The 24,056-nt window shown below is 73.8% G+C and carries 22 protein-coding genes; 12 read left to right on the top strand and 10 right to left on the bottom strand.

The window, feature by feature from the left end:
- Nucleotides 1-31: 31 nt before the first annotated feature.
- Both ACZ4V1_RS01660 and ACZ4V1_RS01665 read right to left on the bottom strand, forming a co-directional pair.
- Nucleotides 32-1,249, bottom strand: coding sequence for an ROK family transcriptional regulator (locus ACZ4V1_RS01660; protein ID WP_468328014.1), 1,218 nt, complete (start codon nucleotides 1,247-1,249; stop codon nucleotides 32-34).
- A 209-nt stretch (nucleotides 1,250-1,458) separates the two neighbouring features.
- On the bottom strand, nucleotides 1,459-2,553 hold the full coding sequence (locus ACZ4V1_RS01665; RefSeq protein ID WP_468328016.1) for a mechanosensitive ion channel family protein: 1,095 nt from the start codon (nucleotides 2,551-2,553) through the stop codon (nucleotides 1,459-1,461).
- A 317-nt stretch (nucleotides 2,554-2,870) separates the two neighbouring features.
- Between ACZ4V1_RS01665 and ACZ4V1_RS01670 the strand changes: the two genes are divergently transcribed.
- On the top strand, nucleotides 2,871-3,407 hold the full coding sequence (locus ACZ4V1_RS01670) for an HNH endonuclease (protein ID WP_210962055.1): 537 nt from the start codon (nucleotides 2,871-2,873) through the stop codon (nucleotides 3,405-3,407).
- A gap of 56 nt (nucleotides 3,408-3,463) precedes the next feature.
- On the opposite strand, the gene ACZ4V1_RS01675 is transcribed toward ACZ4V1_RS01670, so the two are convergent.
- A complete protein-coding gene (locus tag ACZ4V1_RS01675) occupies nucleotides 3,464-4,243 on the bottom strand; it encodes an ATP-binding protein (protein WP_468328018.1) in 780 nt (259 codons plus the stop codon).
- Nucleotides 4,244-4,441: 198 nt separating this feature from the next.
- Between ACZ4V1_RS01675 and ACZ4V1_RS01680 the strand changes: the two genes are divergently transcribed.
- The gene (locus ACZ4V1_RS01680) at nucleotides 4,442-5,323 is read left to right on the top strand and encodes a DUF5753 domain-containing protein (protein WP_468328020.1); all 882 of its coding nucleotides are present in this window, start codon (nucleotides 4,442-4,444) and stop codon (nucleotides 5,321-5,323) included.
- A 3-nt stretch (nucleotides 5,324-5,326) separates the two neighbouring features.
- The gene (locus ACZ4V1_RS01685) at nucleotides 5,327-5,527 is read left to right on the top strand and encodes a DUF397 domain-containing protein (RefSeq protein ID WP_468328022.1); all 201 of its coding nucleotides are present in this window, start codon (nucleotides 5,327-5,329) and stop codon (nucleotides 5,525-5,527) included.
- 93 nt (nucleotides 5,528-5,620) lie between these two features.
- Here the strand turns inward: ACZ4V1_RS01685 and ACZ4V1_RS01690 are convergent, their stop codons facing one another.
- The 4 genes from ACZ4V1_RS01690 to ACZ4V1_RS01705 form a co-directional block, all read right to left on the bottom strand.
- Nucleotides 5,621-6,982 carry an ABC transporter permease gene (locus tag ACZ4V1_RS01690; RefSeq protein ID WP_468328024.1) on the bottom strand — a complete coding sequence of 454 codons (1,362 nt, stop codon included), beginning with the start codon at nucleotides 6,980-6,982 and terminating at the stop codon, nucleotides 5,621-5,623.
- Nucleotides 6,979-7,686, bottom strand: coding sequence for an ABC transporter ATP-binding protein (locus ACZ4V1_RS01695; protein ID WP_468328026.1), 708 nt, complete (start codon nucleotides 7,684-7,686; stop codon nucleotides 6,979-6,981). The genes ACZ4V1_RS01690 and ACZ4V1_RS01695 overlap by 4 nt, the downstream gene beginning before the upstream one ends.
- Entirely contained in the window at nucleotides 7,683-8,216 is a 534-nt protein-coding gene (locus ACZ4V1_RS01700) for a PadR family transcriptional regulator (protein ID WP_468328028.1), read from the bottom strand. The genes ACZ4V1_RS01695 and ACZ4V1_RS01700 overlap by 4 nt, the downstream gene beginning before the upstream one ends.
- A 104-nt stretch (nucleotides 8,217-8,320) precedes the next feature.
- Nucleotides 8,321-11,323 carry a beta-N-acetylglucosaminidase domain-containing protein gene (locus ACZ4V1_RS01705; protein WP_468328909.1) on the bottom strand — a complete coding sequence of 1,001 codons (3,003 nt, stop codon included), beginning with the start codon at nucleotides 11,321-11,323 and terminating at the stop codon, nucleotides 8,321-8,323.
- A gap of 361 nt (nucleotides 11,324-11,684) precedes the next feature.
- Between ACZ4V1_RS01705 and ACZ4V1_RS01710 the strand changes: the two genes are divergently transcribed.
- The 3 genes from ACZ4V1_RS01710 to ACZ4V1_RS01720 all read left to right on the top strand — a co-directional run bounded on the left by ACZ4V1_RS01710 (nucleotide 11,685) and on the right by ACZ4V1_RS01720 (nucleotide 14,466).
- Nucleotides 11,685-11,990: a hypothetical protein gene (locus ACZ4V1_RS01710; RefSeq protein WP_468328030.1), complete on the top strand. Its 306-nt coding sequence runs from the start codon at nucleotides 11,685-11,687 to the stop codon at nucleotides 11,988-11,990.
- 9 nt (nucleotides 11,991-11,999) lie between these two features.
- Nucleotides 12,000-14,102 carry a 4-alpha-glucanotransferase gene (gene malQ, locus ACZ4V1_RS01715; protein ID WP_468328032.1) on the top strand — a complete coding sequence of 701 codons (2,103 nt, stop codon included), beginning with the start codon at nucleotides 12,000-12,002 and terminating at the stop codon, nucleotides 14,100-14,102.
- An 82-nt stretch (nucleotides 14,103-14,184) separates the two neighbouring features.
- Nucleotides 14,185-14,466, top strand: a complete 282-nt coding sequence (locus ACZ4V1_RS01720) for a hypothetical protein (RefSeq protein ID WP_468328034.1) — start codon at nucleotides 14,185-14,187, stop codon at nucleotides 14,464-14,466.
- Between the two features lie 99 nt (nucleotides 14,467-14,565).
- Here ACZ4V1_RS01720 and ACZ4V1_RS01725 read toward each other — a convergent pair whose 3' ends face one another.
- Nucleotides 14,566-15,075 carry a MarR family winged helix-turn-helix transcriptional regulator gene (locus tag ACZ4V1_RS01725; RefSeq protein WP_468328036.1) on the bottom strand — a complete coding sequence of 170 codons (510 nt, stop codon included), beginning with the start codon at nucleotides 15,073-15,075 and terminating at the stop codon, nucleotides 14,566-14,568.
- A gap of 119 nt (nucleotides 15,076-15,194) precedes the next feature.
- On the opposite strand from ACZ4V1_RS01725, the gene ACZ4V1_RS01730 reads away from it, so the two are divergent.
- The 3 genes from ACZ4V1_RS01730 to ACZ4V1_RS01740 are packed head-to-tail and all read left to right on the top strand — an operon-like array spanning nucleotide 15,195 to nucleotide 18,048.
- Entirely contained in the window at nucleotides 15,195-16,145 is a 951-nt protein-coding gene (locus tag ACZ4V1_RS01730; protein ID WP_468328038.1) for an EamA family transporter, read from the top strand.
- 35 nt (nucleotides 16,146-16,180) lie between these two features.
- Nucleotides 16,181-17,116: a DMT family transporter gene (locus ACZ4V1_RS01735; protein WP_468328040.1), complete on the top strand. Its 936-nt coding sequence runs from the start codon at nucleotides 16,181-16,183 to the stop codon at nucleotides 17,114-17,116.
- 29 nt (nucleotides 17,117-17,145) lie between these two features.
- The gene (locus tag ACZ4V1_RS01740; RefSeq protein ID WP_468328042.1) at nucleotides 17,146-18,048 is read left to right on the top strand and encodes a LysR family transcriptional regulator; all 903 of its coding nucleotides are present in this window, start codon (nucleotides 17,146-17,148) and stop codon (nucleotides 18,046-18,048) included.
- 113 nt (nucleotides 18,049-18,161) lie between these two features.
- On the opposite strand, the gene pepN is transcribed toward ACZ4V1_RS01740, so the two are convergent.
- Nucleotides 18,162-20,735 carry an aminopeptidase N gene (gene pepN / locus ACZ4V1_RS01745; RefSeq protein ID WP_468328044.1) on the bottom strand — a complete coding sequence of 858 codons (2,574 nt, stop codon included), beginning with the start codon at nucleotides 20,733-20,735 and terminating at the stop codon, nucleotides 18,162-18,164.
- A gap of 112 nt (nucleotides 20,736-20,847) precedes the next feature.
- Here pepN and ACZ4V1_RS01750 point away from each other — a divergent pair, with 112 nt between their 5' ends.
- Nucleotides 20,848-21,333, top strand: coding sequence for a DUF1203 domain-containing protein (locus ACZ4V1_RS01750; protein WP_468328046.1), 486 nt, complete (start codon nucleotides 20,848-20,850; stop codon nucleotides 21,331-21,333).
- Between the two features lie 7 nt (nucleotides 21,334-21,340).
- On the opposite strand, the gene ACZ4V1_RS01755 is transcribed toward ACZ4V1_RS01750, so the two are convergent.
- A complete protein-coding gene (locus tag ACZ4V1_RS01755; RefSeq protein ID WP_468328048.1) occupies nucleotides 21,341-22,357 on the bottom strand; it encodes an aspartate-semialdehyde dehydrogenase in 1,017 nt (338 codons plus the stop codon).
- A gap of 349 nt (nucleotides 22,358-22,706) precedes the next feature.
- Between ACZ4V1_RS01755 and ACZ4V1_RS01760 the strand changes: the two genes are divergently transcribed.
- Nucleotides 22,707-23,243 (top strand): RNA polymerase sigma factor, encoded by a 537-nt coding sequence (locus tag ACZ4V1_RS01760; protein ID WP_468328050.1) that lies wholly within the window; start codon nucleotides 22,707-22,709, stop codon nucleotides 23,241-23,243.
- 1 nt (nucleotide 23,244) lies between these two features.
- Nucleotides 23,245-24,024 carry a hypothetical protein gene (locus tag ACZ4V1_RS01765; RefSeq protein ID WP_468328052.1) on the top strand — a complete coding sequence of 260 codons (780 nt, stop codon included), beginning with the start codon at nucleotides 23,245-23,247 and terminating at the stop codon, nucleotides 24,022-24,024.
- The last annotated feature ends 32 nt before the right edge of the window (nucleotides 24,025-24,056 follow it).

The raw sequence follows: 24,056 nt of genomic DNA on the forward strand, positions 1-24,056 counted from the left end.
TCGGGAAGGAGGGGAGCGTGCGCGGGGTGCTTCAGCGAGAGGTGTCGAAGACCTCGTCGCGGGTGGTCGCCAGCGCGCTCTCCAGCGCGCCGCGCAGTACGGGATGCCCGGTCACGTCACCGACGACGAGCCGGGGCCTGGACGCGGCCAGCTCCTCCAGTTCGTCCTGGACCAGGGTGCGCAGCGCCTCACCGCCGGCGGTCAGCGAGGTACCGCTCAGGACCACCAGCTCGGGGTCCAGGACGGAGACGAGGGAGGCGAGACCGGTGGCGAGGCGGGTGGCGTAGGTCCGGAGCAGCCGGCGGTGCGGGTCGTTGTCGTCCTCGCTCCGCGCGGCGCGGGCGATCAGGGCGGCGGCGGCCTCGGGGTGCGAGCCGGAGGGCACGGAGGCGACGCCGAGCTCCCGGGCCAGTTGCGGCAGGGCCTGGGAACCGGCCAGCTCCTGGAAGCCGCCGCTGCCCGTACGGCTGACCTTGCGGACCAGCGGGGCGCCCGGCACCGGCAGGAACCCGACCTCGCCCGCGCCGCCGGTCCAGCCGCGGTGCAGCCGGCCGCCGAGGACCAGGGCGGCACCCAGGCCCTCCTGGTTCCACAGCAGGACGAAGTCCTCGTGGCCCCGGGCCGCGCCGAGGCGCTGCTCGGCCACGGCGGCGAGGTTCACGTCGTTCTCGTACTCGACCGGCATCGGCAGGGCGGCGGCGAGTTCGTCGAGGAGGGCGGGGGAGTGCCAGCCCGGCAGGTGGGAGGCGTAGCGCAGCCGTCCGGTGCCCGGGTCGAAGGCGCCCGGGGTGCCGACGACGAGGCGGCGGACGTCGTCCCGGACGAGTCCGGCCGCCTTCACCGCGCCGTCGAGGGCGTCGGTGACCTGCCGGACGACGGGGGTGGCGGCGCGCCTGCCCGGGGTGGGCAGCTCGTACCGGCCGATCGTGCGCCCCGTCACGTCGGCGACCGCGGCGAGGACGCGGTCCGGAGTGACGTCGAGCCCGGCGGCGTGCGCGGCGGCCGGATTGACCTCGTAGAGCTGGGCGCCCGGGCCCGGGCGGCCCTCCGTGGTGCCGCCGGCCAGCACGAGCCCGGCCGCTTCCAGGCGGGCCAGCAGCTGGGAGGCGGTCGGCTTGGACAGGCCGGTGAGCTTGCCGATCCGGGTGCGGGACAGCGGCCCGTGCTCCAGCAGGAGGTCCAGGGCGGCCCGGTCGTTCATGGCGCGCAGGACGCGCGGGGTGCCCGGCGTGCCGGCGGTTCCTGCCATGCGTGTCCACACCTGCCTCTCGGCCGCTCAGCTTTTCAGTGTGCGGTGGGGGAAGTCCACTGCCCGTCCCCGGGCCGCGGGCAGTGTCTGTTAGGAAAGTTTCCTGTTGGCTGAGAAACGTAGGGCCGCCGGGTCGGGGGCGTCAAGAGACCGTCCGCCCCCGAGGCGACGCGGTCGTCACCTCGGGGGCGGCGCGAGCGCGGGGCCCGCTACTTGGTGGTGCTCGTCGGGGGGATCGGGGACGCCGCGATGGACTGCGGCGACACGGTGCTCGCGTACGCCGACGGAGCCGCGACGCCGGCCGTCGGGTCGGGGGCCGCGCCCGCCTGACCCGGCAGCTCCGGACCGCCGACGATCTGGATGTCGGCCGCGTCGAAGGCCCGCTTGACGCGCCAGCGCAGCTCGCGCTCGACGGTGAGGGACTTGCCGGGCATGGTCTTCGCGGACACCCGCACCACCATGGAGTCCAGCAGTACGGAGTCCAGGCCGAGCACCTCGATGGGGCCCCAGAGCATCTCGTTCCAGGGCTCTTCCTTGCTCATCCGCTCGCCGACGGCGGCGATGGTCTCCTTCACCCTGTCCAGGTCCTCGTCGGAGCGGACGGTGACGTCCACGCCGGCCGTCGACCAGCCCTGGGAGAGGTTGCCGATCCGCTTGACCTCGCCGTTGCGGACGTACCAGATCTCGCCGTTGTCGCCGCGCAGCTTGGTCACCCGCAGCCCGACCTCGATGACCTCGCCGGAGGCCACGCCCGCGTCGATGCTGTCACCGACGCCGTACTGGTCCTCCAGGATCATGAAGACGCCGGAGAGGAAGTCGGTGACCAGGTTGCGGGCGCCGAAGCCGATCGCCACGCCGGCGACACCGGCGGACGCGAGCAGCGGGGCCAGGTTGATCTGGAAGGTGCCGAGCACCATCAGGCCCGCGGTGCCGAGGACGAGGAAGCTGGCCACCGAGCGCAGTACGGAGCCGATGGCCTCCGAGCGCTGACGGCGCCGCTCGGCGTTGACCAGCAGGCCGCTCAGCGCGGTGCTGGCGCCTGTCCCGGCCCTGCGGTTCATCCGGTCCACCAGCTTGGTGATCGACCGCCGCACCACCGCCCGGAGCACTACCGCTATCACCACGATGAGCAGCACCCGCAGCCCGATCGCGAGCCACGTCGACCAGTTCTCCTCGACCCACCCGGCGGCGTTCGTCGCGCTCTTCTGGGCGTCCTGGAGCGAGGGCACCGCCGGGGCCGTCGGGGACGGCGACGGGGAAGGCGACGAACCGGCGGCCGGCAGGACGGCGGCTGACAGGGACACGGCGGATACCTCCAGGTGCGGCGGCCCGTCCTCACGGGTCCGGCCGAAGGTCCGGTCCAAGGTCACGGAAAGGTCACCGGACGGGCAGATGCACCACACTAACGGGGCACCGGACACGGACCGGCCCGAAAAGGGCGGGAGAGACGGTACTCACCCGCGCCTGAACTGGTCACGGTCGCGGGGACGCGGCCCGTGTGGTCGAAAACACTCCCAGCCCGTTACCGGGACATGGTGGCGCTTCCACCAGCCATGAGGGGAGACTGACTACGGATCGTCCCGGCGCGAGCCACGCGCCGCCGGCGTACAAGGAGGCATCCGTGCCGCATGTCCTGGTTCTCAACGCGTCGTACGAGCCACTCGGCGTCGTACCGCTCCGCCGCGCGCTCGTCCTCGTTCTCGAGAACAAGGCCGTATGCCTTGAGGAGTCCGGCGCCTACCTGCACAGTGCGACCGTCACCGTGCCCGCACCCAGCGTGGTCCGGCTCAAGCGATTCGTGCGCGTTCCCTACCGGGGGCCCGTCCCGCTCACCAGGCGGGCGCTCTTCGCGCGCGACGGGGGCCGCTGCATGTACTGCGGCGCCGTCGCCACCAGCGTCGACCATGTCGTCCCGCGCAGTCGCGGGGGCCTGCACGCGTGGGACAACGTCGTGGCGTCCTGCCGCCGCTGCAACCACGTCAAGGCCGACCGGCACCTCGGCGAGATCGGCTGGCGCCTGCGCCACAAACCCGCCCCGCCCACCGGTCTGGCCTGGCGCATCATCGGCACGGGCCACCGGGACCCGCGCTGGCTGCCGTACTTGCAGCCGTACGGCGCGGAGGACGCGATGGCCCGGATCGACGGCATTTCAGCCTGACGGTCCGGGTCTCCGCATGCCGGGGGGCCGGGCGGTGGGTCGGCGCACCCGGTTCTTCAGCGGCTCGGTGTCCGAGTCGCACGAGGTGACCTCGACGACCATGAGGACGGGAGTGGCGTCGTCCGTTCGCCGGCGCCGGCGCCGGCGTGGCTGGGGGGAGGGGGGCGGCGAGCCGTCGGGGCGGGCACGGCCCTCGCGGTGGGCGCCGACGGCCAGGCCCTGTGGGGAAGCGAGCCACCGTGCAGGGCGCTGTGACAGGCAGACACGCGTGAGCCACTGGATGACGCGCCCCCGGGTTCCGTCCGGCCACGCCTTCTCGCCCGGGCGATCGTTGATGGTTCCAGTTGTGCGCCTTCCCTGGTCCGGGCGGCGTGACGGGCGCGTTCCTCGAAACGGGCTGCCACCGCTCCGGTGGGCGTGGGGATGTCCCACTCGGCGTACACGGTCTTGCCGACGGTCCGCGGCTCCCAGCCCCACCGGTCGGCCAGCGCCCCGACCAGTTGCAGTCCCCGCCCGAACTGCTCGTCGACGCCCCCGGCCGGGCGCGGGCTCGGCAGCCGCTCACCCCGTGGGTCACTGACCTCGACCCGCAGGGTGCGGTGACTGTGGGTGACGCGTACGCGGATGAGCCGGCCCCGGAGGCTGCCGTGCAGCAGGGCGTTGGTCATCAGTTCAGAGACGACGAGGGCGATGTCCCCGGCGAGGCCCGGCTGCCCCCACTCGGCCACGAGCCGCGCGGTCCGGCGCCGGGCGAGGGGGACGCTGCGCTGGGTGGGGGTGTAGTCGAGGCGGTCCTCGTGGAGGAGCGGCACGGGCAAGGGCACGGGTTCTGTCATGGAGAGGTGCCTCCTGATTGGGGGCGGTGGCTCTGCCGCACCGCCGTGATGGCAGGGCGGTGCACTTCCGCCCGGAGCGGGCCACAGAGTGAGCGGCTGGATACTGAACGTAGTGGCCCGTGTGTCGTAGGTGCAACTGGTTCGGAGACATTTGTCTCCGTGACGTCTCCATGGCTTCGAGTCCGGCACCATGTGGGAGTGACTCGAACCACGCAACTCGGGAATCGGACGTCAACTGTGCTCGGGCGCAGGCTCGGTGGTGAACTCCTGCGCTTGCGGGACGCTGCGGCCAAGACCCAGCAGCAGGCAGCCGAGGTCATCAGCGCGACCAACTCGAAGATCGTCAAGATGGAGCGCGGCTGGGTGCCGATGCGTGATCCGGATATCCGGGCGCTGTGCGAGTTCTATGGGGCCGACCGGACAGCCGTGGCCCAGCTACTGGAACTGGCCGGGCTGGACCGTGAGAGGCGCAAGGCGAAGGGGTGGTGGCAGGACTCCCCGCACCCTGGCGCGCTGACCGAGTACCTCGCCATGGAAGACGCTGCCAGCCGCGTACGCACATGGCAGCTCTCGCTTGTGCCGGGTCTTTTCCAGACCCCTGAATACGCGCGGTCGCTGGCGGTCAGTGAAGGCGTCGGCTCCTGGGAGGACCCTGCGGAGATCGAGCGGATCGTCGACATCCGGATGCGTCGGCAGGATCGTTTGGTGGGTGAGCGCCCGCTTGAGGTGTATGCCGTCGTCTGGGAGGCGGCGTTGCGGCAGTTGATCGGCGGGTCTGCGACGATGCGAGGACAGCTCGAACGGCTCCTGGAAGTCGCCGAGCTGGAGAATGTCCGCCTTCAAGTCCTACCGTTCCATGCTGGGGGTCACCCCTGTATCACGGGTCCGTTCACGATCTTGTCGTTCAATGAAACCGAGGCGGTGGATGTGGTCCAGGCCGACACCATCGCGTCCAGCGTGTGGGTGGAGAACGAAGCGGCGAGCAGCGAGTACGGCGACCTCTTCGATCGCACGGCCCGACGGGGCCTTGCTCAGCGTGACTCCACTCGCCTCATCGAGGCCATCCGACAGGAGATTTGACCGGTGTACGAATTCGACTTCGTGAAGTCCAGCTATAGCAACACCTCTGGTGAATGCGTCGAGGTCGCCCTCAACGTGGCGGAGACTGTGGGCGTTCGTGACTCCAAAGTTGCCCCCGGCGATGGCCCGATACTCCACCTCGGGCCGGAAGCCTGGCGGCAGTTCACGACCTCCCTCACCCCACCCACCGCCCCCAAACCGTGAACACTCCCACCCCCACTGTCCTCACCCCGCTCATCCGAGCGCCCGCATGACACTTTCCCACCAACTGCTCACGCTTTTCGGAACCGGGCGCCGTCACGCGTACCGCAGCTCCCCCGGCCGTACCGAGCGACCCAGCAGCGGTAGTGCCGTCGCCGCCGCCAGCAGGCACGACGCGTACACGGCGGGTGCGACCAGCAGGGCTGCCCACGGAATCGAGCCGTCGCTGCTGAGCGCGGAGTACCAGACGCCGACCGTCAGGCCTCCGGCACCGGCCAGCAGCAGGGCGGGCGCCAGCGGGACGGCGGTTTCCAGCAGCAGGGCCCGGTTCAGGACCGTACGCGGCACCCCCGCCGCGACCTGGGCGGCCAGGGCCCGGCGGCGGGTGGTCAGGGACTCGGCGGTGCCCACGGCGAGGCCGGAAAGGGTGATCGCGAGGGCGACGAGGACGGCGGCGCCGGCCAGGCCGAGGCCGGTGGTGTAGTAGTCCAGGTCGGCGCCGAGGTGCTGCTCCCGGGAGCGCAGCTCGATGAGCATCGCGTGCCGGACGCACAGGAAGGCCGTACCGGCGACCGTCACGAGCAGTACCGCGGCGTGCGTGCGGGCCGGGGCCCACGGGTCGGCGCGCAGCCGTTCCGCCGCGATCAGCGGCGCCGCGCTCCGGGCCCGGCCGGCGAGCAGCCGTCCGGTCAGCCGCGCGGTCGCCCCGGACAGCCACACCGCTCCGGCGCCGACCGCGATGACCAGGGCGAAGACGGTCAGCGGGCCCTGCCGGTGGTCCCGCCCGCCCGAACCGGCGCCGGTCGTGGTCACGGCGAGCGGCGCCATCACCGCCACCAGCAGGAGCGCGGCAAGGAAGAGGAGCCCCGGGCCACGGCCCGTCGTCGGGCGCGCCCGGCGTACCCAGCCCAGCGGCGACACCACCACCCGGCGCAGCGCCAGCGCCCCCGCCACCGCGCCCAGCACCGGCACGCCGACGGCGACCAGTGCGATGCCCGCCCAGGTCAGCGCGGTCGGCCGGCTCCACACCCGCAACAGGAGCAGCACCGAGAAGACGGTCACCACCGCCGAACCCGCCAGACACGCGAGCCCGGTCTCCAGCGCCGCGATCCGCCGCACCTGCCAGGGCGTCGCCCCGGCCAGCCGCAGCCCGGCCAGCCGTCGGTCGCGGTGCACGGCGCCGATCCGGGCGCACTGGCCGAGGAAGCCCAGCACCGGCACCAGCAACAGCAGCAGACTGACGATCACCCCGGCCCGGGTACCGGGCTGATCCAGCAGGCCGTGGCCGACGGAGACGCGCACGCCTCCCCGCAGGGACGCAAGCGTGACCGCCGCCAGCGCGAAGCCCGTCGCGAGGGCCGCGCCCGCCGCCGTCAGCATGATCCGCCACCACTCCCGCCGGTCCGACCCGCGCACGAGCTGCCGGGCCAGCCGGACGTCCGAAACGACCGTGCTCACGCCGTCACCTCCAGTGGCGTCACGGCACCGTCCCGCAGCTGGACCTCGCGGTCCGCGTACGCCGCCACCTGGGCGTCGTGCGTGACCAGCAGCACCGCCGTGCCCGATTCCCGGGCCGTGTGCGCCAACGCCGTCATCACCTGCTCGCTCGCCAGCGAGTCCAGCGCCCCGGTCGGCTCGTCCGCGAACACCGCCTTCGGCCCGGTGACCAGCGCGCGGGCCAGCGCCGCCCGCTGCGCCTGCCCGCCGCTCATCTCACCCGGCCGCAGCTCCTCCTGCCCGCGCACCCCGAATCTCTCCAGCCACTCCCCGGCCCGCGCCCGCGCCTCGGTGCGGCCGGTACCGGCCAGCATCAGCGGCAGCGCCACGTTGTCCAGCGCCGTCAGCTCCGGGATCAGCTGCCCGAACTGGAAGACCACCCCGAAGTCGGTGCGCCGCAGCTCGCTCAGCCGCTTCTCCGGCAGCCGGTCCAGCCGCTCCGCGCCGTACGTCACCGACCCGGCGTCCGGCCGCACGATGCCGGCCAGGCAGTGCAGGAGCGTCGACTTCCCGCTGCCGCTGGCCCCGGTGACGGCGAGGATCTCGCCGGCCCGCAGTTCGACCGAGGCGCCGCGCAGGGCGTCCGTCCTGCCGTGGGACTTCACCAGGTCGCGGGCCGCGAGCAGCGGCCCCGCCGTGGTTCCGTTCGTTTCCCCGTTGCTCATGCCGTGCGGACCTCCGCGGTCAGGGTGGTGAGCCGGGCCGCCGTGGTGGTCATCCAACGGAGGTCGGCGTCCAGGTGGTTGAGGGCGTAGTCGGCCGAGAGCACGGTCGTCAGGTCCGTGCCCGGGGCCGTCTTGACCGCCGTGAGCTCCCGCATCCGCCCCATGTGGGCGGCGCGCTGGGCCAGCAGATGGGCGCCCGCGTCACCGCCGGTGAGGATCGAGACGACGACCTTGGCGAAGATCTCGTTCGTCACGAACGGCGCGGGCGGTGTGATCTCGCCCGCCCACCGCGCCAGTTCGCGCGCGCCCTCGTCCGTCGCGCGGTACGCGGTCCGCTCCGGGCCGCCGTCCGACGCGGTGCCGTCGACCTCCGCGAGACCGTCGCGGACCAGGCGTTGCAGGGTCGTGTAGACCTGTCCGTAGGCCAGCGGACGGGCCTGGGGGAAGCGTTCGTCGTGGCGCCGCTTCAGGTCGTAGCCATGGCTCGGCCCCGAGGCGAGCAGCCCCAGCAGGATGTGACGGGTGCTCATGGCGACCAGTATTCACCAAGTACATGTACTGAGTGAATAGCCGGGTGGTGGCCGGGTGGTGGCCGGACGGGGGAACGCACCGCCGAAGAGGCCTACGCGGTCGTTCACTCCGCGACCGCGTACGCCTCCACCGACCAGAGCGAGTACCCGTACCGCGTGGCCCGCTTCTCGCCCCGCACGCGCACGTACCGCACGTCCTTCTCGTCCATCCGGAGCGCCTCCCGGCCGCCCCGCCCGTCCCGCACCGACGCCGCCGTACGCCAGTGGCGGCCGTCCGCCGAGACCTGGACGCGGTACGCGGACGGGTACGCGTCCTGCCAGCGCAGCACGACCTGCCCGAGCCGCACCGGCCGTGCCAGCTCCACCTGCCACCACGCGCCGTCGTCGACCGGGGACGACCAGCGCGTCGCGGGGTCGCCGTCGATCGCCGCCGACGCCGGGAAGTCCGGCGTCTCGTCGGCCGAGGAGCGTGCCGTGCCGGAGCGGGCCAGGTCGGGGCCACCGGTGCGCGGGAAGGCGTGGACGGTGAGGGTGCGGGTCGTGCCGCCGAACGCGAGCCGGACCTCGTACGACCCGGCCGGGGCGTCCGGCGCCAGCTCCACCTCCACCGGGACCGCCACCTCCTGGCCGCGGGGCAGGGTCAGCGGGTCCTCGGGGACGCGGACCGCCACGCCCTCCGGCGCCTTCGCCGTGAGGGTGCCGCGGACGTCCGCCGGCCGCAGGGAGCCGAGCCGGGCCGTCAGCCGCTCGGTGCCGCCGATCTCCCCGTCCGTCGCCGCGTCCCCCCTCGCATGCGCCGTCGGGTCCGTCTCCGCGTCGGCCCCGGTGTCCTGCTCCGCGTCCGCCTTCCCGTCCGGCAGTTCCAGCGACGCGTCGACCGTGTCGTCGAACCACGGCACCAGATGCCGTACCCGGGAGGCGTCCGGGCCGGTGACGCGGACCGCTCCGGCGTCGCGCCGCACGGTCAGTTCCGTGGCGCCGCTGGCGTCCAGCGCACCGATCCGCCGCCAGTCACCGCCGGGGACCCGGATCTCCACGTCCCCGCGCGTGCCGGGCTCCGCCAGTACCGTCACCGCCGCCAGGGAGCGGGTGCGCGGAAAGCGCAGCGTACGGCCGTCGTCCGCACCGCCGGTGCGCCCGGCAGGCTCGTGGTCCAGGCCCGCCCACGCCTCGTACGCCTGCTGCGCCCGCCGCAGGAAGGGCTCCAGCACGCCGTCACCGACCGTCACCCGGGCCGACCCCAGCCGTTCGCGCAGCGCACCGAGGTCCCGGTACGCCGTCCAGGCCGCCGCCGGGTCACGGGTGCGCTGGGCGCGCAGCATGTCGAGCGCGGCCGTCCCCGCCTCGCCGTAGCGGGACAGCTGCTCGGACCAGGGGGCGACCTCGGCGGCGAGGCCGGTGGCGCGCCCGTCGCCGCCGAGCCGGTCCGGCAGCTCGCGCAGTACTCCGAACTCCGCGCGCAGCCGCTCCGCCGCCGTGTCGCCGCCCGTCGGGCGCTCGTCCCACAGCGCCTCGATCAGCGGCCGCAGGTACGCCGACTCCTCGGTGCCGAGGACCGAGGACGCATCGTTGCCGGCGAGCGCCGTGAGCGCCTCCTCGAGGCGGCCGTCGCCGGCGGCGAGATCGTCGATCGCGGCCCGCCAGGACTCCTCGGGGCGATAGGCGCGCGGGTTCCAGGCGTAGTCGGCGCTGGTGAAGAGGGGGATGCGGGACGCCGTCGGCTGTTCCATCGCGTTGGCGAGCAGCGCCGCCGAACCGGTCGCCACCGCCGGTTCACGGCCCTGGTAGGGGCCCAGGAAGAGACGGCCGGGGGCGTAGTCGTTGACCGGGTAGTTGTCCACGGTGACCAGCGGGTGCGCGAACGCCTCGCGGGTCTCGCCCAGTTCGCGCCCCGTGATGGTCCGGGGCACCACGCCCACGCCGGTCCACGCCACCCGGACCCGCTCGTCCAGGGCGCCGGCCAGCGCACGGCGGTAGGGGGTCGTCCCGTCCTGGTAGTACTCGGTCGGCATCACCGTCAGCTCGGGGGTGCCGTCCGGGTGGTGCTCGGCGAGGTGCGCGGCCACCGCGTTCGCCACGTGGGCCTGCGCCCGTGCCGCCGCCTCGGCTCCCGACCCGAACCGCTCCGCGTCCGCGTCGCAGTGCCACTCGCTGTAGCTGACGTCCTGGAACTGCAGCTGGAAGGCGCTGAAGCCCAGCTCCCGCATTCCGTCCAGTTTGCGCGTCAGCGCCCGTACGTCCGTGTCCGAGGAGAAGCACATCGCCTGGCCCGGTGACACCGCCCAGGCCAGAGTGACGTGGTTGCGGCGGGCCCGCTCGGCCAGTTCCCGCAAGCGCGCCCGCTGCCCGTCCGGGTACGGCTCGCGCCAGCGGGCCTGCCGGTGGAGGTCGTCGCCGGGGGCGTAGAGGTAGCGGTTCTGCTTCGTGCGGCCCAGGAAGTCCAGCTGAGCCAGGCGCTGCCGGTGCGTCCAGGGGGTGCCGTAGAAGCCCTCCGCGATACCGCGTGCGGCGGTGCCGGGCCAGTCCCGGACCACCACCGCCGCCAGGGTGCCGTCGTCCGGCCGCACCAGCTGCCGCAGCGTCTGCACGGCGTGGAACAGCCCGTCCGGGCCGGCCCCGGCGAGGGTCACGGTGCCGCGGCCGACGCTCAGGCGGTATCCGCCCGAGGGCAGCCCGTCCGGGGAGCCGCCCGACGGCGGGCCCGGCCGGGAGCCGCTCTGGGACTCCTCCGTCGTCGCGCGCACCACCAGCGCACCCGCAGGCGGACGCCCGTCGGCCGCCGGGGTCGTGATCCGGCGCGCGCCCGCCTTCCGCAGCAGCGCGCGCAGCGCCTCGACGGCGTACGGGTCCGCCGCCGCGTCGGTGATCAGTGCGACGTCGTCGGTGACCGGCACCGCGGCGCCGTTCGCCCGCAGGGACTGCGGGCGCGGCCAGACCTTCACGTCGCCGGTGGTCTCCCGGCCGGGGGACGCCGCATCCGCCCTCGCACCCTGGCCGGGACCGGCCAGCACGGCGGGTGCCGTCGCCAGGGCAGCCGCGGGCCCCGGTGTTCCGGCCAGGACGGCGATCGCGAGGGCGGCCGCCCTCCTCCTGTGCCGTGGCTGCACGGGCACGGGCCCTCCCGGTCGTCGCCCGGCGTCCGCGGCCGCCTGGGTCACGTCCGGGTCACGTCTGTGTCACGAGTGAGCCCACCACCCGTGTGGTGAACGTGTCAACGACGCTCGCCCGCATGACCGGTTTGCGTGATCGCCGAACGGGTTAGGTGACTGTTTTGCCCGGATTCGACGAGAGTTCGCAGGGGTGGAGTGTGACCAGGAGCACGATGTGGGTGCTGGGGTGTCTGTCCTCGCGCGGACTGGGTAGGGCTGCCGTAACCCGCCAAAAGCGTGCTCGGCGAAAGTCGACGAAGCTCGACAGAGCCCGACGACGCTCGACGACGATCCACAAAGCTTCACGAAGGAGACCCCCGTGGCTGCACTTGCACCGCTTCTGCTCCCGGCCCCGTCCAAACCCGTGGCGGAGCCGTCCACCCCCTGGGCGGAGCCCTCCGCCGTCTCCGACACCCCGCACTACTGCGTCTTCGGCGCCACCGGCAGCTGCGCCGAGGCCCCGCTCACCAGCGAACCGCCGCTGCCCGACGCCGAGCCCCTCACCAGCGAGTCGCCGTTCGCCGACGCCGTACCGCTGACCAGCGAGTCCTCGCCCGAACTCACGGCGGACGTGCCGGAGCAGGGCGGCCCCTCCTTCGCCGTCCCGGAACCCACGAGGTCGTAGAGGTCACAGATGCCAGCAGCCCGGCCGGCCGAGCCACCCACCGAGGACCTCCCCGAGGAACTGACCCGGCTCGCCGACCTGCACGGCGTCGCCACCTCCTACAGCCCGTCCCCGGACCGTACCGTCACCGCCTCGGCCACCGCCGTCACCCTGGCACTGGCCGCCCTCGGTGTGGAGACGGGCACGCCGGAGGCCGTACGCGCCGCGCTCGCCGCCCGCGAGTCCGTGCTGCGCGAACGCCTGCTGCCGCCCACCGTGGTCGCCTGGAGCGACGGCGCGACACCGGCCGCCCTGACCGCACTGCCCGAGGGCACCCGGCTGCGCGTCGTCACCGAGCAGGGTGAGACCCGGGACGGCGCCGGGCGGCTGCCGCCCGGCGTCCACCACCTGACCGCCACCGCGCCCGACGGCCGCAGTGCCCAGGCCCACCTGATCGTCGCGCCCGCCCGGCTGCCCGCCCCCGCGGGGCGCTCCTACGGGCTGCTCGTCCAGCTCTACTCCCTCCTCTCCCACCGCTCGTGGGGCATGGGCGACCTCGGCGACCTCCGCGAACTGGCCGCCTGGGCCGGGCGTGCCCTCGGCGCCGGGTTCGTCCAGGTCAACCCGCTGCACGCGGCCGTTCCCGGCGCCCCCACCGACCCCTCCCCGTACCGGCCCTCCTCGCGCCGCTTCCCCGACCCCGTCCACCTGCGGATCGAGGACGTGCCCGAGTTCGCGTACCTCACCGGCCACGAACGCGCCCGGGCCCTGCGGGAACGGGCCGGACGGCTGCGCGAGGCCGTGCTGGAGAAGGGTGCCCTGATCGACCGGGACGCCGTGTGGGAGCTCAAGCGCGAGGCCCTCGAACTGCTTAGCGAGGTCCCCCTCGGCCCCGGCCGCCGCGCCGCCTACTGCGACTACCTCGCCGAACAGGGCACGGCCCTGGAGGACCACGCCACCTGGTGCGCGCTCGCCGAGGTCCACGGCTCCGACTGGCGCAGCTGGCCCGAGGGCCTGCGCGACCCCCGCTCGGCCGACACCGACCGGGCCCGCGGTGAGCTGATGGACCGCGTCGACTTCCACTCCCGCGTCACCTGGCTCGCCGACACCCAGCTCACCGACGCCCAGCGCACCGCCCGCGAGGCGGGCATGCCGGTCGGGATCGTCCACGACCTCGCCGTGGGCGTGCATCCGCAGGGCGCCGACTCCTGGTCGCAGCAGGAGTACTTCGCGGTCGGCATGTCGGTGGGCGCACCGCCCGACGCCTTCAACGCCCGGGGTCAGGACTGGGGGCTGCCGCCCTGGCGCCCCGACCGCCTGGCCGACTCCGGCTACGCGCCCTTCCGGCGTCTGCTGCGGGGCCTGTTCCGCTACGCCGGGGCCCTGCGCGTCGACCACGTCATGGGCCTGTTCCGGCTCTGGTGGATCCCCGAGGGGCACCCGCCCACCGAGGGCACCTACGTCCGCTACGACGCCGAGGCGATGCTCGCCGTCCTCGTCCTGGAGGCCACCCGGGCCGGCGCCGTGGTGATCGGCGAGGATCTGGGCACCGTGGAACCCGGCGTGCGCGAGGCGCTGCGCGAACGCGGGGTGCTCGGCACGTCGGTGCTGTGGTTCGAGCGCGACTGGGCGGGCGACGGCCGCCCCCTGCCGCCCGAACGCTGGCGCGCCGACTGCCTGGCCACCGCCACCACCCACGACCTGCCGCCCACCGCCGCCCGCCTCACCGGCGAACACGTCGAACTGCGCGACCGGCTCGGCCTGCTCGGCCGTCCGCTGGAGGAGGAGCGGGCCGAGGCGTCGGCGGACACGGCGGAATGGCTGGACGTACTGGCGCGGCTCGGTCTGCTGCACGGCACCGGCGGTGACACCGGTGCCCCCGCCGAGGAGGCCGGCATCCAGGCCGTCCACCGCTTCCTGCTGCGCACCCCCGCCCGCATGGCCGGCGTCTGGCTCCCGGACGCCGTCGGCGACCGCCGGCCGCAGAACATCCCCGGTACCTGGAACCAGTACCCGAACTGGCGCCTGCCCGTCGCCGACGCCGAAGGCCGACCGGTGACCCTGGAGGACCTGGCCGCCTCGCCCCGGCTGCACGCCCTGATCGACGTCGTACGGGACCGCGCCGGCGACTGAGCGGCCGGTCCGGAGGCCGCTCACGGACCCCGTACGGCACCCCGGGCGCGCGGCCCCTCCGGCCGTTCGCTAACTTTGCACCGTGGACAAGAAGAACGCCCTGCGCGCCGGCGCCCTGGCAGCCGGTACGACGCTGATGATGCTCCTCATGTCGTCCCCCGCGCTCGCGCTGACCCGCGACGACGGTGACGACCCCGGCCCGCGCCTGAGCGTCGTCGAGACGCTGGGCCTCTACGTCGTGGCCCCGATCGCGCTGTTCGCGGTCATCGCGGCCCTGGTCATGGTCCTGGACAGGTCCAAGGAGGAGCACCGCGTGACCTCCCGCAACATCAAGACCCGGCCCAAGGCCGACGCCAAGGCCTGACGGCTCGCCTCAGCTTCACCGAGGGCGCCGGTCCCCCTGTGTACGCACGCCGGCGCGTGCGCGTAGGGGGACCGGCGCCCTCGGCGCGTCCGCTCCCGCCTACTTCTCGGTGCCGGCGAGCAGGTCCCGCAGCAGAGCGGCCAGTTGGGCGGCCCGTTCGTCGTCGAGGACGGACAGCGCCTCCGTCTGGGCGGCGAGGCCCGCGCCGACCGCCTCGTCGATCAGCTCCAGTCCCCGGTCGGTGAGCGTGACCTGCAGTCCCCGGCGATCGTGCGGGTCGGGGGAGCGGCGCAGCAGTCCGGCCCGTTCGAGTTTGTCGAGGCGGCCGGTCATGCCGCCGGTGGTGAGCATCAGCGTGGCCGACAGCTGCCGGGGGGAGAGCGTGTAGGGCTCGCCGGAGCGGCGCAGTGTGGCCAGGGCGTCGAACTCCCCGCGGGAGATCCCGAAGCGCGCGTACGCCTTCTCCATCCGGTCGCCCATCGCGCGGGCGAGCCGGAAGACGCGGCCGAACACCTCCATGGCCGCCGTGTCCAGGTCGGGCCGCACCGCCGCCCACTGGTCGACGATCGCGTCGACGGGGTCCTTGCGCGGCTCGGGGCGTTCAGTCATGGCATGAGTATCGAACCGGTTCCGCTCGGCCGCAAGAAAGTAGGTTGACGGAAACTTGCTTAGGGCTAAGCTACTTACCACTGAGCTTAGTCTCCTTCGCTTTCCCGAAAGGGAGCCCCATGGCCGCCGGTCGCCCCGCCCTCATCGCGCTCACCGCCCTCGCCCCCGTCTCCTGGGGCACCACCTACGCCGTGACCACCGAGTTCCTGCCGGCCGACCGGCCCCTGTTCACCGGGCTGATGCGCGCGCTGCCCGCCGGCCTGCTGCTGCTCGCCCTCGCCCGGGTGCTGCCGCGCGGCGTCTGGTGGTGGAAGGCGGCGGTGCTGGGCGCGCTGAACATCGGGGCCTTCTTCCCGCTGCTGTTCCTCGCCGCGTACCGGCTGCCGGGCGGTATGGCCGCCGCGGTCGGCTCGGTCGGCCCGCTGTTCGTCGTCGGGCTGTCGGCGCTGCTGCTCGGGCAGCGGCCCACCACCCGATCCGTGCTCACCGGCGTCGCCGCCGCGTTCGGCGTCAGCCTCGTGGTGCTGAGGGCGGCCGGGGCGCTGGACGCGCTTGGCGTGTCGGCGGCCCTCGCGTCCACCGCCGCCATGTCGGCCGGCACCGTCCTCGCCAAGCGGTGGGGCCGCCCGGACGGCGTCGGCCCGCTCGCGCTCACCGGCTGGCAGCTGACCGCGGGCGGCCTGCTCATCGCACCGCTCGCCCTCCTGGCCGAGGGGGCCCCGCCCGCGCTGGACGGCCCGGCGATCGGCGGCTACCTCTACCTGGCGCTGGCCAACACGGCGGTGGCGTACTGGCTCTGGTTCCGCGGCATCGGCCGGCTCTCCGCCACCCAGGTCACCTTCCTCGGCCCGCTCTCGCCGCTGACCGCCGCCGTCGTCGGCTGGGCGGCGCTCGGACAGGCGCTGACGCCGGTGCAACTGGCGGGCATGGCGCTCGCGTTCGGGGCGACGGCCGCGGGTCAGCTCGCGCAGCGCGCGAAGGCGGCCGAGCCCTCCGTACCTTTCAGTTCTCCTTCAAAGAACGGTCGAAAAGATTCGATGGACCTGACGGGTTCGGCGCTGCGACGGTAGTTCCACCGCGATCGTCGCCTGCCGAAAGGACCTCCGTGGCCGTAGCCGCCCCCCGGACCAGCACCACCCCCGCTCACACCCCCGCTCACACTCCCCCCGCCCCCGTCGCCCTCGGTATCGGGCTCGCCGTACTCGCCACCCTCGTCTGGTCCGGCAGCTTCGTCACCTCCCGGGCCCTCGGCGACAGCGTGCCGCCCGTCCAGCACGCGTTCTGGCGCTGGGTGGTGGCCCTTGCGGCCGTCGCCCCCTTCGGCGCCCGGCGGGCCTGGCGGCAACGCGCGCTGATCCGGCGCCACCTCGGCTTCGTGCTCCTCGCCTCCCTGCTCGGCGTGACCGTCTACAACACTCTCGTCAACCAGGCCGGCGTCACCACCCCCGCCGCCACCATGGGCATGATCATGGCGGCGTCCCCCGTGCTGATGGCGGTCTTCGAGCGGGCGGGCGGCGTACGGCTCGGCGCCCGCCGGGTCGCCGGGCTGCTCGTCGCCTGCGCGGGCGTGCTCCTGCTGGTCTCGGGCGGGGCGTCCTTCTCGGCCGGCGACCTGTGGATGATCGCCGCCGCCTGCTGCTTCGGGTCGTACAGCGCCCTGCTGCGCCGCAGGCCCGCCGGTCTGGACGGAGCGGGGTTCCTCTTCACCACCTTCCTGTTCGGCACGGCCCTGCTGCTGCCCGCCCAGGGCGTCAGCCTCGCCGTCCAGGGTGGCTTCAGCCCGACCCCGGACACCGTCCTGCCCCTCCTCTACGTCGGTGTCGCCTCGTCCGCCATCGCCTTCTTCGCCTGGAACAAGGCGATCTCCCTGATCGGCCCGTCCCGCGCCGGGGTCGTCTACTACCTCCAGCCGGTGTGCGTCGCCCTGCTGTCCTGGGCGCTGCTCGCCGAGCCGACCGGCTGGGCGCAGGCGGGCTGCATGGCACTGATCCTCGGCGGCGTCGTCCTCGGTGCGGCCACGGGGGCGGGGCCGCGCCGGTGACGGGGGCCGCCCGCGGATAGGTTGCCGCCATGGCCGACTGGGACATCCGCAAGCTGCAGATCCTGCGGACGCTGCGGGAACGGGGCACGGTGACCGCGACGGCCGAGGCGCTGCGCATGACGCCGTCCGCCGTCTCCCAGCAGCTGACGAACCTCTCCAGACAGCTCGGGGTGGAGTTGCTCCGGGCCCAGGGCAGACGGGTCCGGCTGACCGACGCGGCCCGGCTGGTGCTGCGGCACGCCGAGGCGGTGTTCGAGCAACTGGAACGCGCCGACGCCGAGTTGGCGGCCTACGTCCACGGGGAGGCCGGCGAGGTGCGGGTCGGCGCCTTCTCCACGGCCGTGCCCGCCCTCGTCGTACCGGCCGTGACCGCGCTGCGGGCGACGCACCCCCGGATCGCGGTGCGGGTGCGGGAGGCCGAGGCGCAGGAGGCGTACGAGCTGCTGGCCGCCGGTGAGGTGGACCTCGCGCTGTCGCTGGCCGCGCAGGCGCCGAGCGCCGTGGACCCGCGCTTCACCCGTGTCCCGCTCCTCGCCGACCCGCTGGACGTCGCGCTGCCCGGCGACCACCCGCTGGCCCGCGCGGACGGGCTGCGGCTGGCCGACCTCGCCGCCGAGCCGTGGATCTTCGGTGGCAGCGGGCCCTGGTCCGACATCACGCGCGGGGCCTGCGAGGCGGCCGGGTTCCGGCCCGACCAGGCCCACGCGGCGGCGGGCTGGACGGCAATCCTCGCGATGGTCGAGGCGGGCATGGGCGTGGCCCTGGTGCCGCGCATGGCGGCCGTGCCGCGGGACGGGGTGGTGATGCGCGAACTGCACGCCGACCGCCCCGTCCGGCACGTCGTCGCGGCCGTGCGCAGGGGAGCGGGAGAGGGAGCCGCCGTCGGCACCGTCCTCACGTCCCTGCACACGGCGGCGGGCACCCGCGCCTGAACCACCCGGGGCAGCCGCTGCGCGCACGCGGGGCGGTGCGGGCGCGCCGAACGCTCCCGGGGGCGCCCCGCACTGCGCGGGCGCCCCCGGGAGCGTACTGGTGGGGTTTTCGGCTATTCGGCCGCCGCCGCGTCCGCCGCCTGCGCCCTCAGCGCCCGCTCGACGCCCGAGCGGGACTCCGAGACCAGCCGCCGCAGGGCCGCGTTCGGCTCGGCGGAGGCCAGCCAGGCGTCCGTGCGGTCCAGCGTCTCCTGGGACACCTGCACCGCCGGGTACAGGCCGACCGCGATCTGCTGGGCCATCTCGTGCGAGCGGGACTCCCAGACGCCCTTGAGCGCCTCGAAGTACCGCTCCGTGTACGACGCCAGCAGCTCGCGCTGGTCGGTCTGGACGAAGCCCGCGATGACCGCCTCCTGCACGGCGTTCGGCAGCTTGTCGGACTCCACGACCGACTCCCAGGCCTCCGCCTTGGCCGCCTCGGTCGGGCGGGCGGCACGCGCGGTCGCGGCGTGCCGCTCACCGGCGGCCGTCCTGTCCCGCTCGTACTCGCTCTGGATCTCCGAGCCGCCGAACCGGCCGACGGCCGCCAGCCGATGCACGAACGCCCAGCGCAGCTCGGTGTCGACGGCCAGGCCCTCGATCGTCTGCGTGCCGTCCAGCAGGGCGTCCAGCAGGTCCAGCTGCTCCGGCGTCCTCGCCGTCGCCGCGAACGCGCGCGCCCACGCCAGCTGGTGGTCGCTGCCCGCCTCGGCGGCCCGCAGGTGGGCCAGCGTGGCCTCCGTCCAGCGGGTGAGCAGCGCCTCCCGGGCGGTCGGGGCGGCGTACTGGTCGATGGCCAGCTTCACCTGGCGGTGCAGCGACTGCACGACGCCGATGTCGGACTCCTTGCCGATGCCGGACAGCACCAGCGACAGGTAGTCCCGGGTCGGCAGTTCCGCGTCCCGGGTCATGTCCCAGGCGGACGCCCAGCACAGCGCGCGCGGCAGCGACTCCGTGAAGTCGCCCAGGTGCTCGGTGACGACGGCCAGCGACTGCTCGTCGAGGCGGACCTTGGCGTACGACAGGTCGTCGTCGTTGAGCAGCACCACCGCCGGGCGGCGCTTGCCGACGAGCTGCGGCACGGCCGTCAGTTCGCCGTCCACGTCCAGCTCGACGCGCTCACCGCGCACCAGCTTGCCGCCGGCGTCGAGGTCGTAGGCGCCGATCGCGATGCGGTGCGGGCGCAGCGTCGGCTCGCCCTTCGCACCGGCCGGAAGCGCCGGGGCCTCCTGGCGGATGGCGAAGGACGTGATGACTCCCTCGGCGTCCGTCTCGATCTCCGGGCGCAGGACGTTGATGCCGGCCGTCTCCAGCCACGCCTTCGACCAGGTCTTCAGATCGCGGCCGGAGGTCTCCTCCAGCGCGCCCAGCAGGTCCGACAGGCGCGTGTTGCCGAACGCGTGGCGCTTGAAGTACGCCTGCACGCCCTGGAAGAACGCGTCCTGGCCGACGTAGGCGACGAGCTGCTTGAGCACCGAGGCGCCCTTGGCGTACGTGATGCCGTCGAAGTTGACGAGCACGTCGTCCAGGTCGCTGATGTCCGCCATGATCGGGTGCGTGGACGGCAGCTGGTCCTGCCGGTACGCCCAGGTCTTCATCTGGTTGGCGAACGTGGTCCACGAGTGCGGCCACTTGGAGCCGGGCGCGTCGGCCTGGCAGGCGGCCTCGGCGTAGGTGGCGAACGACTCGTTCAGCCACAGGTCGTTCCACCACTCCATGGTGACCAGGTCGCCGAACCACATGTGCGCCAGCTCGTGCAGGATCGTGGCGGCGCGCACCTCGTACGCGGCGTCCGTCACCTTCGAACGGAACACGTACTGGTCGCGGATGGTCACCGCGCCCGCGTTCTCCATCGCACCCGCGTTGAACTCGGGCACGAAGAGCTGGTCGTACTTCTTGAACGGGTACTGGTAGTCGAACTTCTCCTGGAACCACTCGAAGCCCTGCCGGGTCACGTCGAAGATGGCGTCGGAGTCGAGGTGCTCGGCGAGCGAGGGGCGGCAGTAGATGCCGAGGGGGACGGACTGGCCGTCCTTCTCGTAGACGCTGTGCACCGAGTGGTAGGGGCCGACGATCAGCGCCGTGATGTACGACGAGATGCGCGGGGTCGGCTCGAACACCCAGACGTTGTCCTGGGGCTCGGGGGTGGGCGAGTTGGAGATGACCGTCCAGCCCTCGGGTGCCTTCACGGTGAACTGGAAGGTCGCCTTGAGGTCCGGCTGCTCGAAGCTCGCGAAGACGCGGCGCGCGTCCGGCACCTCGAACTGCGTGTACAGGTAGGCCTGCTCGTCGACCGGGTCGACGAACCGGTGCAGGCCCTCGCCGGTGTTGGTGTACGCGCAGTCGGCCACCACGCGCAGGATGTTGCGCCCCGGCAGCAGCCCCGGCAGGGCGATGCGGGAGTCCTGGAACACCTCGGCGGCGTCGAGGGAGTCGCCGTTCAGCGTCACCTCGTGGACCGTCGGCGCGACCAGGTCGATGAAGGACTCGCCGCCGCCCTCGGCGACGTCGAAGCGCACCGTGGTCACGGACCGGTAGGTGCCGCCCTCCTGCGCGCCGGTGAGGTCGAGATCGATCTCGTACGAGTCAACGGTCAGCAGCGTCGCCCGCTGCCGCGCCTCTTCGCGAGTCAGGTTTGTGCCAGGCACGCGGTCATCTCCTCGTTATGTGTGGGTTGCGCCATCCTTCCACGTGGCCCGCACGGAACGCGATGTCCATTTCCCGCCGGTGGACGTGCCGGGCGGGCGCGAGCCTGGACGCATGGACAGCCACATCGCACGCCCCGTCCCGCCGGCCGCTCTCGGGGAACTGCGCGCCACCGACGACGCGGGCCGGGTGCCCGTCCCGGTCACCGACGACGAGGGCGGCGCGCCCCTGCGCTGCTGCCTGCGCCGCAGCCGCCCGGGGGAGCGGATCGCGCTCGTCTCCTACGCCCCGCTGCGGCGCTGGGCCGCGGCGACGGGCGCCGACCCGGGCGCCTACGACGAGCAGGGGCCGGTCTTCGTCCACGCCGAGGAGTGCCCGGGGCCGGACGGGAACGGCCTGGCCTTCACCAACGCCCACCGCACGCTCCGCCGGTACTCCGCCGAGGGGCGCATCGTCGGCGGGCGGCTGGTCGGGGCGGGGGACGGGCCCGAGGGGTTCACCGCCGCCCCCCGGGAAGCGTTCGACGACCCGGCCGTGGCGTTCGTCCACGTCCGGGCCGTCGAGTACGGCTGCTTCCTCTACGAGGTCCGCAGAGGCTGACCCTTCGCTAGCCCTTCAGCTCCGCCGCCACCAGCTCCGCGATCTGCACCGCGTTCAGGGCCGCGCCCTTGCGCAGGTTGTCGTTGGAGACGAAGAGGGCGAGGCCGTTGTCCACGGTCTCGTCCCGGCGGAGGCGGCCCACGTACGACGGGTCCTGCCCGGCCGCCTCCAGCGGGGTCGGCACCTCGGTGAGCGCGACGCCGGGGGCACCGGCCAGCAGCTCCTTGGCGCGCTCCACGCTGATCGGGCGGGCGAAGCGGGCGTTGATCTGGAGGGAGTGGCCGCTGAAGACGGGCACCCGCACGCAGGTGCCGGAGACCTTCAGCTCCGGGATCTCCAGGATCTTGCGGGACTCGTTGCGGAGCTTCTGCTCCTCGTCCGTCTCGTGCAGGCCGTCGTCCACGATGGAACCGGCCAGCGGCAGCACGTTGTACGCGATCGGCGCCACGTACTTGTCCGGCTTCGGGAACTCCACCGCCGAGCCGTCGTGGGTGAGCTTGGGCGCGTCCGCGCCGACCTTCTGGACCTGCTCGAACAGCTCGTCCACGCCCGCCAGACCGGAACCGGACACCGCCTGGTAGGTGGCGACGACCAGCGCTTCGAGGCCCGCCTCCGCGTGCAGCGGACGCAGCACCGGCATCGCGGCCATCGTGGTGCAGTTCGGGTTGGCGATGATGCCCTTGGGCCGGTCGGCGATCGCGTGCGGGTTCACCTCGGACACCACCAGCGGGACCTCGGGGTCGCGGCGCCAGGCGGAGGAGTTGTCGATCACGACCGGGCCCTGGGAGGCGACCTTCTCGGCCAGCGCCTTGGAGGTGGCGCCGCCCGCGGAGAACAGCACGATGTCCAGGCCGGAGTAGTCGGCGGTGGCCGCGTCCTCCACCGTCACACCGTCCAGCTCCTTGCCGGCGCTGCGGGCCGAGGCGAACAGCCGCAGCTCGGTGACCGGGAAGTCGCGCTCCGTGAGGATCCTGCGCATGACCGTGCCGACCTGACCGGTGGCTCCGACGATTCCGACCCTCACGGTGACTCCTTCTCCGTTTGTGCGCGTGTCTCACGCGCGCTTTGCTCGGCCGAGACTTTTCCATCATGGGGCGAAGCCCGGCCCACCTGTCCAGTTCTTTGCGCCCGCGCCCGCACCCTGGGACGCGGCGCATCGGACAGCGGTCGCGGTCCTTCGGCGCAAACCCGGGCTGAGCCGCAGAAACTCACCTCTGCCGGGCCCCGCGCCGCAAGCTGTGCCGTTCCGGCCCCTGCCCATCCCTTCCCACCCCACACGACGATGTGACGTACGCCTCGTACGAGGGCCCCGTCGATCGGGTGAACGTTTCCGGCTCCGTCGGCGTCATAGGGGAAACGTGGCTGGGGGAGGGATGGCTGTGCTGCGCGGAAGGGCCCGCCGCGGCCAGCGGGACGCCGTACGCGACGACCCGCTGGACGCGGCTCAGGAACGCAGGGTGCGGGCGGTGCTCGCGCTCGGCGGGGTGCCGCAGGCGGACCTGCCGGACGGGGTGCAGCAGGTCCGCCTGCGGTTGCTGGAGCGGACGGCGAGCGGACGAGAGGCGCCGCGCGACGTGTCCGCGTGGGCGGCGGTCGTCGCCTCCAACCTGGCCGCGGACTGGCACCGGGCCAGGCGCCGCCAGGACCGGCTCGGCGAGCGTCTGGCCGCGCTGCGCCAGTCCGACCACCCCTCGGGGGAGGACACCAGCCTGCTCTCCCTCGCCGTCGCCCAGGGCCTGGACGAGCTGCCCGACGCCCAGCGCCAGGTCCTCGTCCTGCGGTTCTACGCCGACCTGCCGGTGCGCGGCATCGCCGAGGAACTGGGCATCCCCGAGGGCACGGTCAAGAGCAGGCTGCACACGGCGGTACGGGCGCTGCGGGCCCGCCTGCACGAGGACGAGGTGGTGTGAGATGGCCGCCGAACGGCATCCCGGTGGGCACGACGCGCTGATGGCCGCGATCACGGGCGAACCGCCGCCGCCCGGGGCGGGCGCGGACGCCGATGCCGAGTACCGGTCGGCGGCGGCCGACGTGGCGCTGCTGCGGGAGCAGCTGGACGTCCTCGGACGCGCCCTGAGCGAGCCGCCCCCCGAACCGCTCCCCGAGCCGCGGGCCGCCGGGACGGCGCCGCGCACGCCCGTGCACCGCCCCCGGCGCCGTCCGCTCCGCGTCACCCTGGGCGTCCTCGCGGCGGCGTGCGCGGGTGTCGTGGTGGTGGGGCTGGGGTGGCTGGTGGTGCGGGGCGCGAGCGGTACCGCGGACGACGCGGCGAGCGGCAAGGCGGTGGCCGGCGCCGAGCAGGACCGCTCCGCACCCGCGCGGGAGGCCGGGCCGGTCTTCGGCACCCCCCGCTACCTCGCCTGCGCCCGCCTGGTCGCCGAGGGCACGGTGACCGGCGCCGAACCGGTGCCGGCGGCCGCGCGGCACCGGGTCACGCTCGAGGTGACCCGCTCGTACCAGCCGGAGAAGGGCGTCGGAGGAACCGGCGGGCCGGAGGGGGCCCCCGAGCGGACGACCTTCGTCCTGGACGACGCCACCGCCCGGCTCAGCCCCGGCGACCGGGTGCTGGTCGGCATCCCGCGGGACCGGCCCACCCCGGACACGGTGATCACGGGTGAGCGGGACATCGCCACCGCCCGCGCCCGGATCACCGCGTCCCTCCCCGAGTCCCGCACCCTCACCTGCCACTGACCTCCCGCGGGCAGCCGGAAGGGGCGGGCACC

The organism is Streptomyces sp. NPDC028991 (assembly GCF_055564775.1).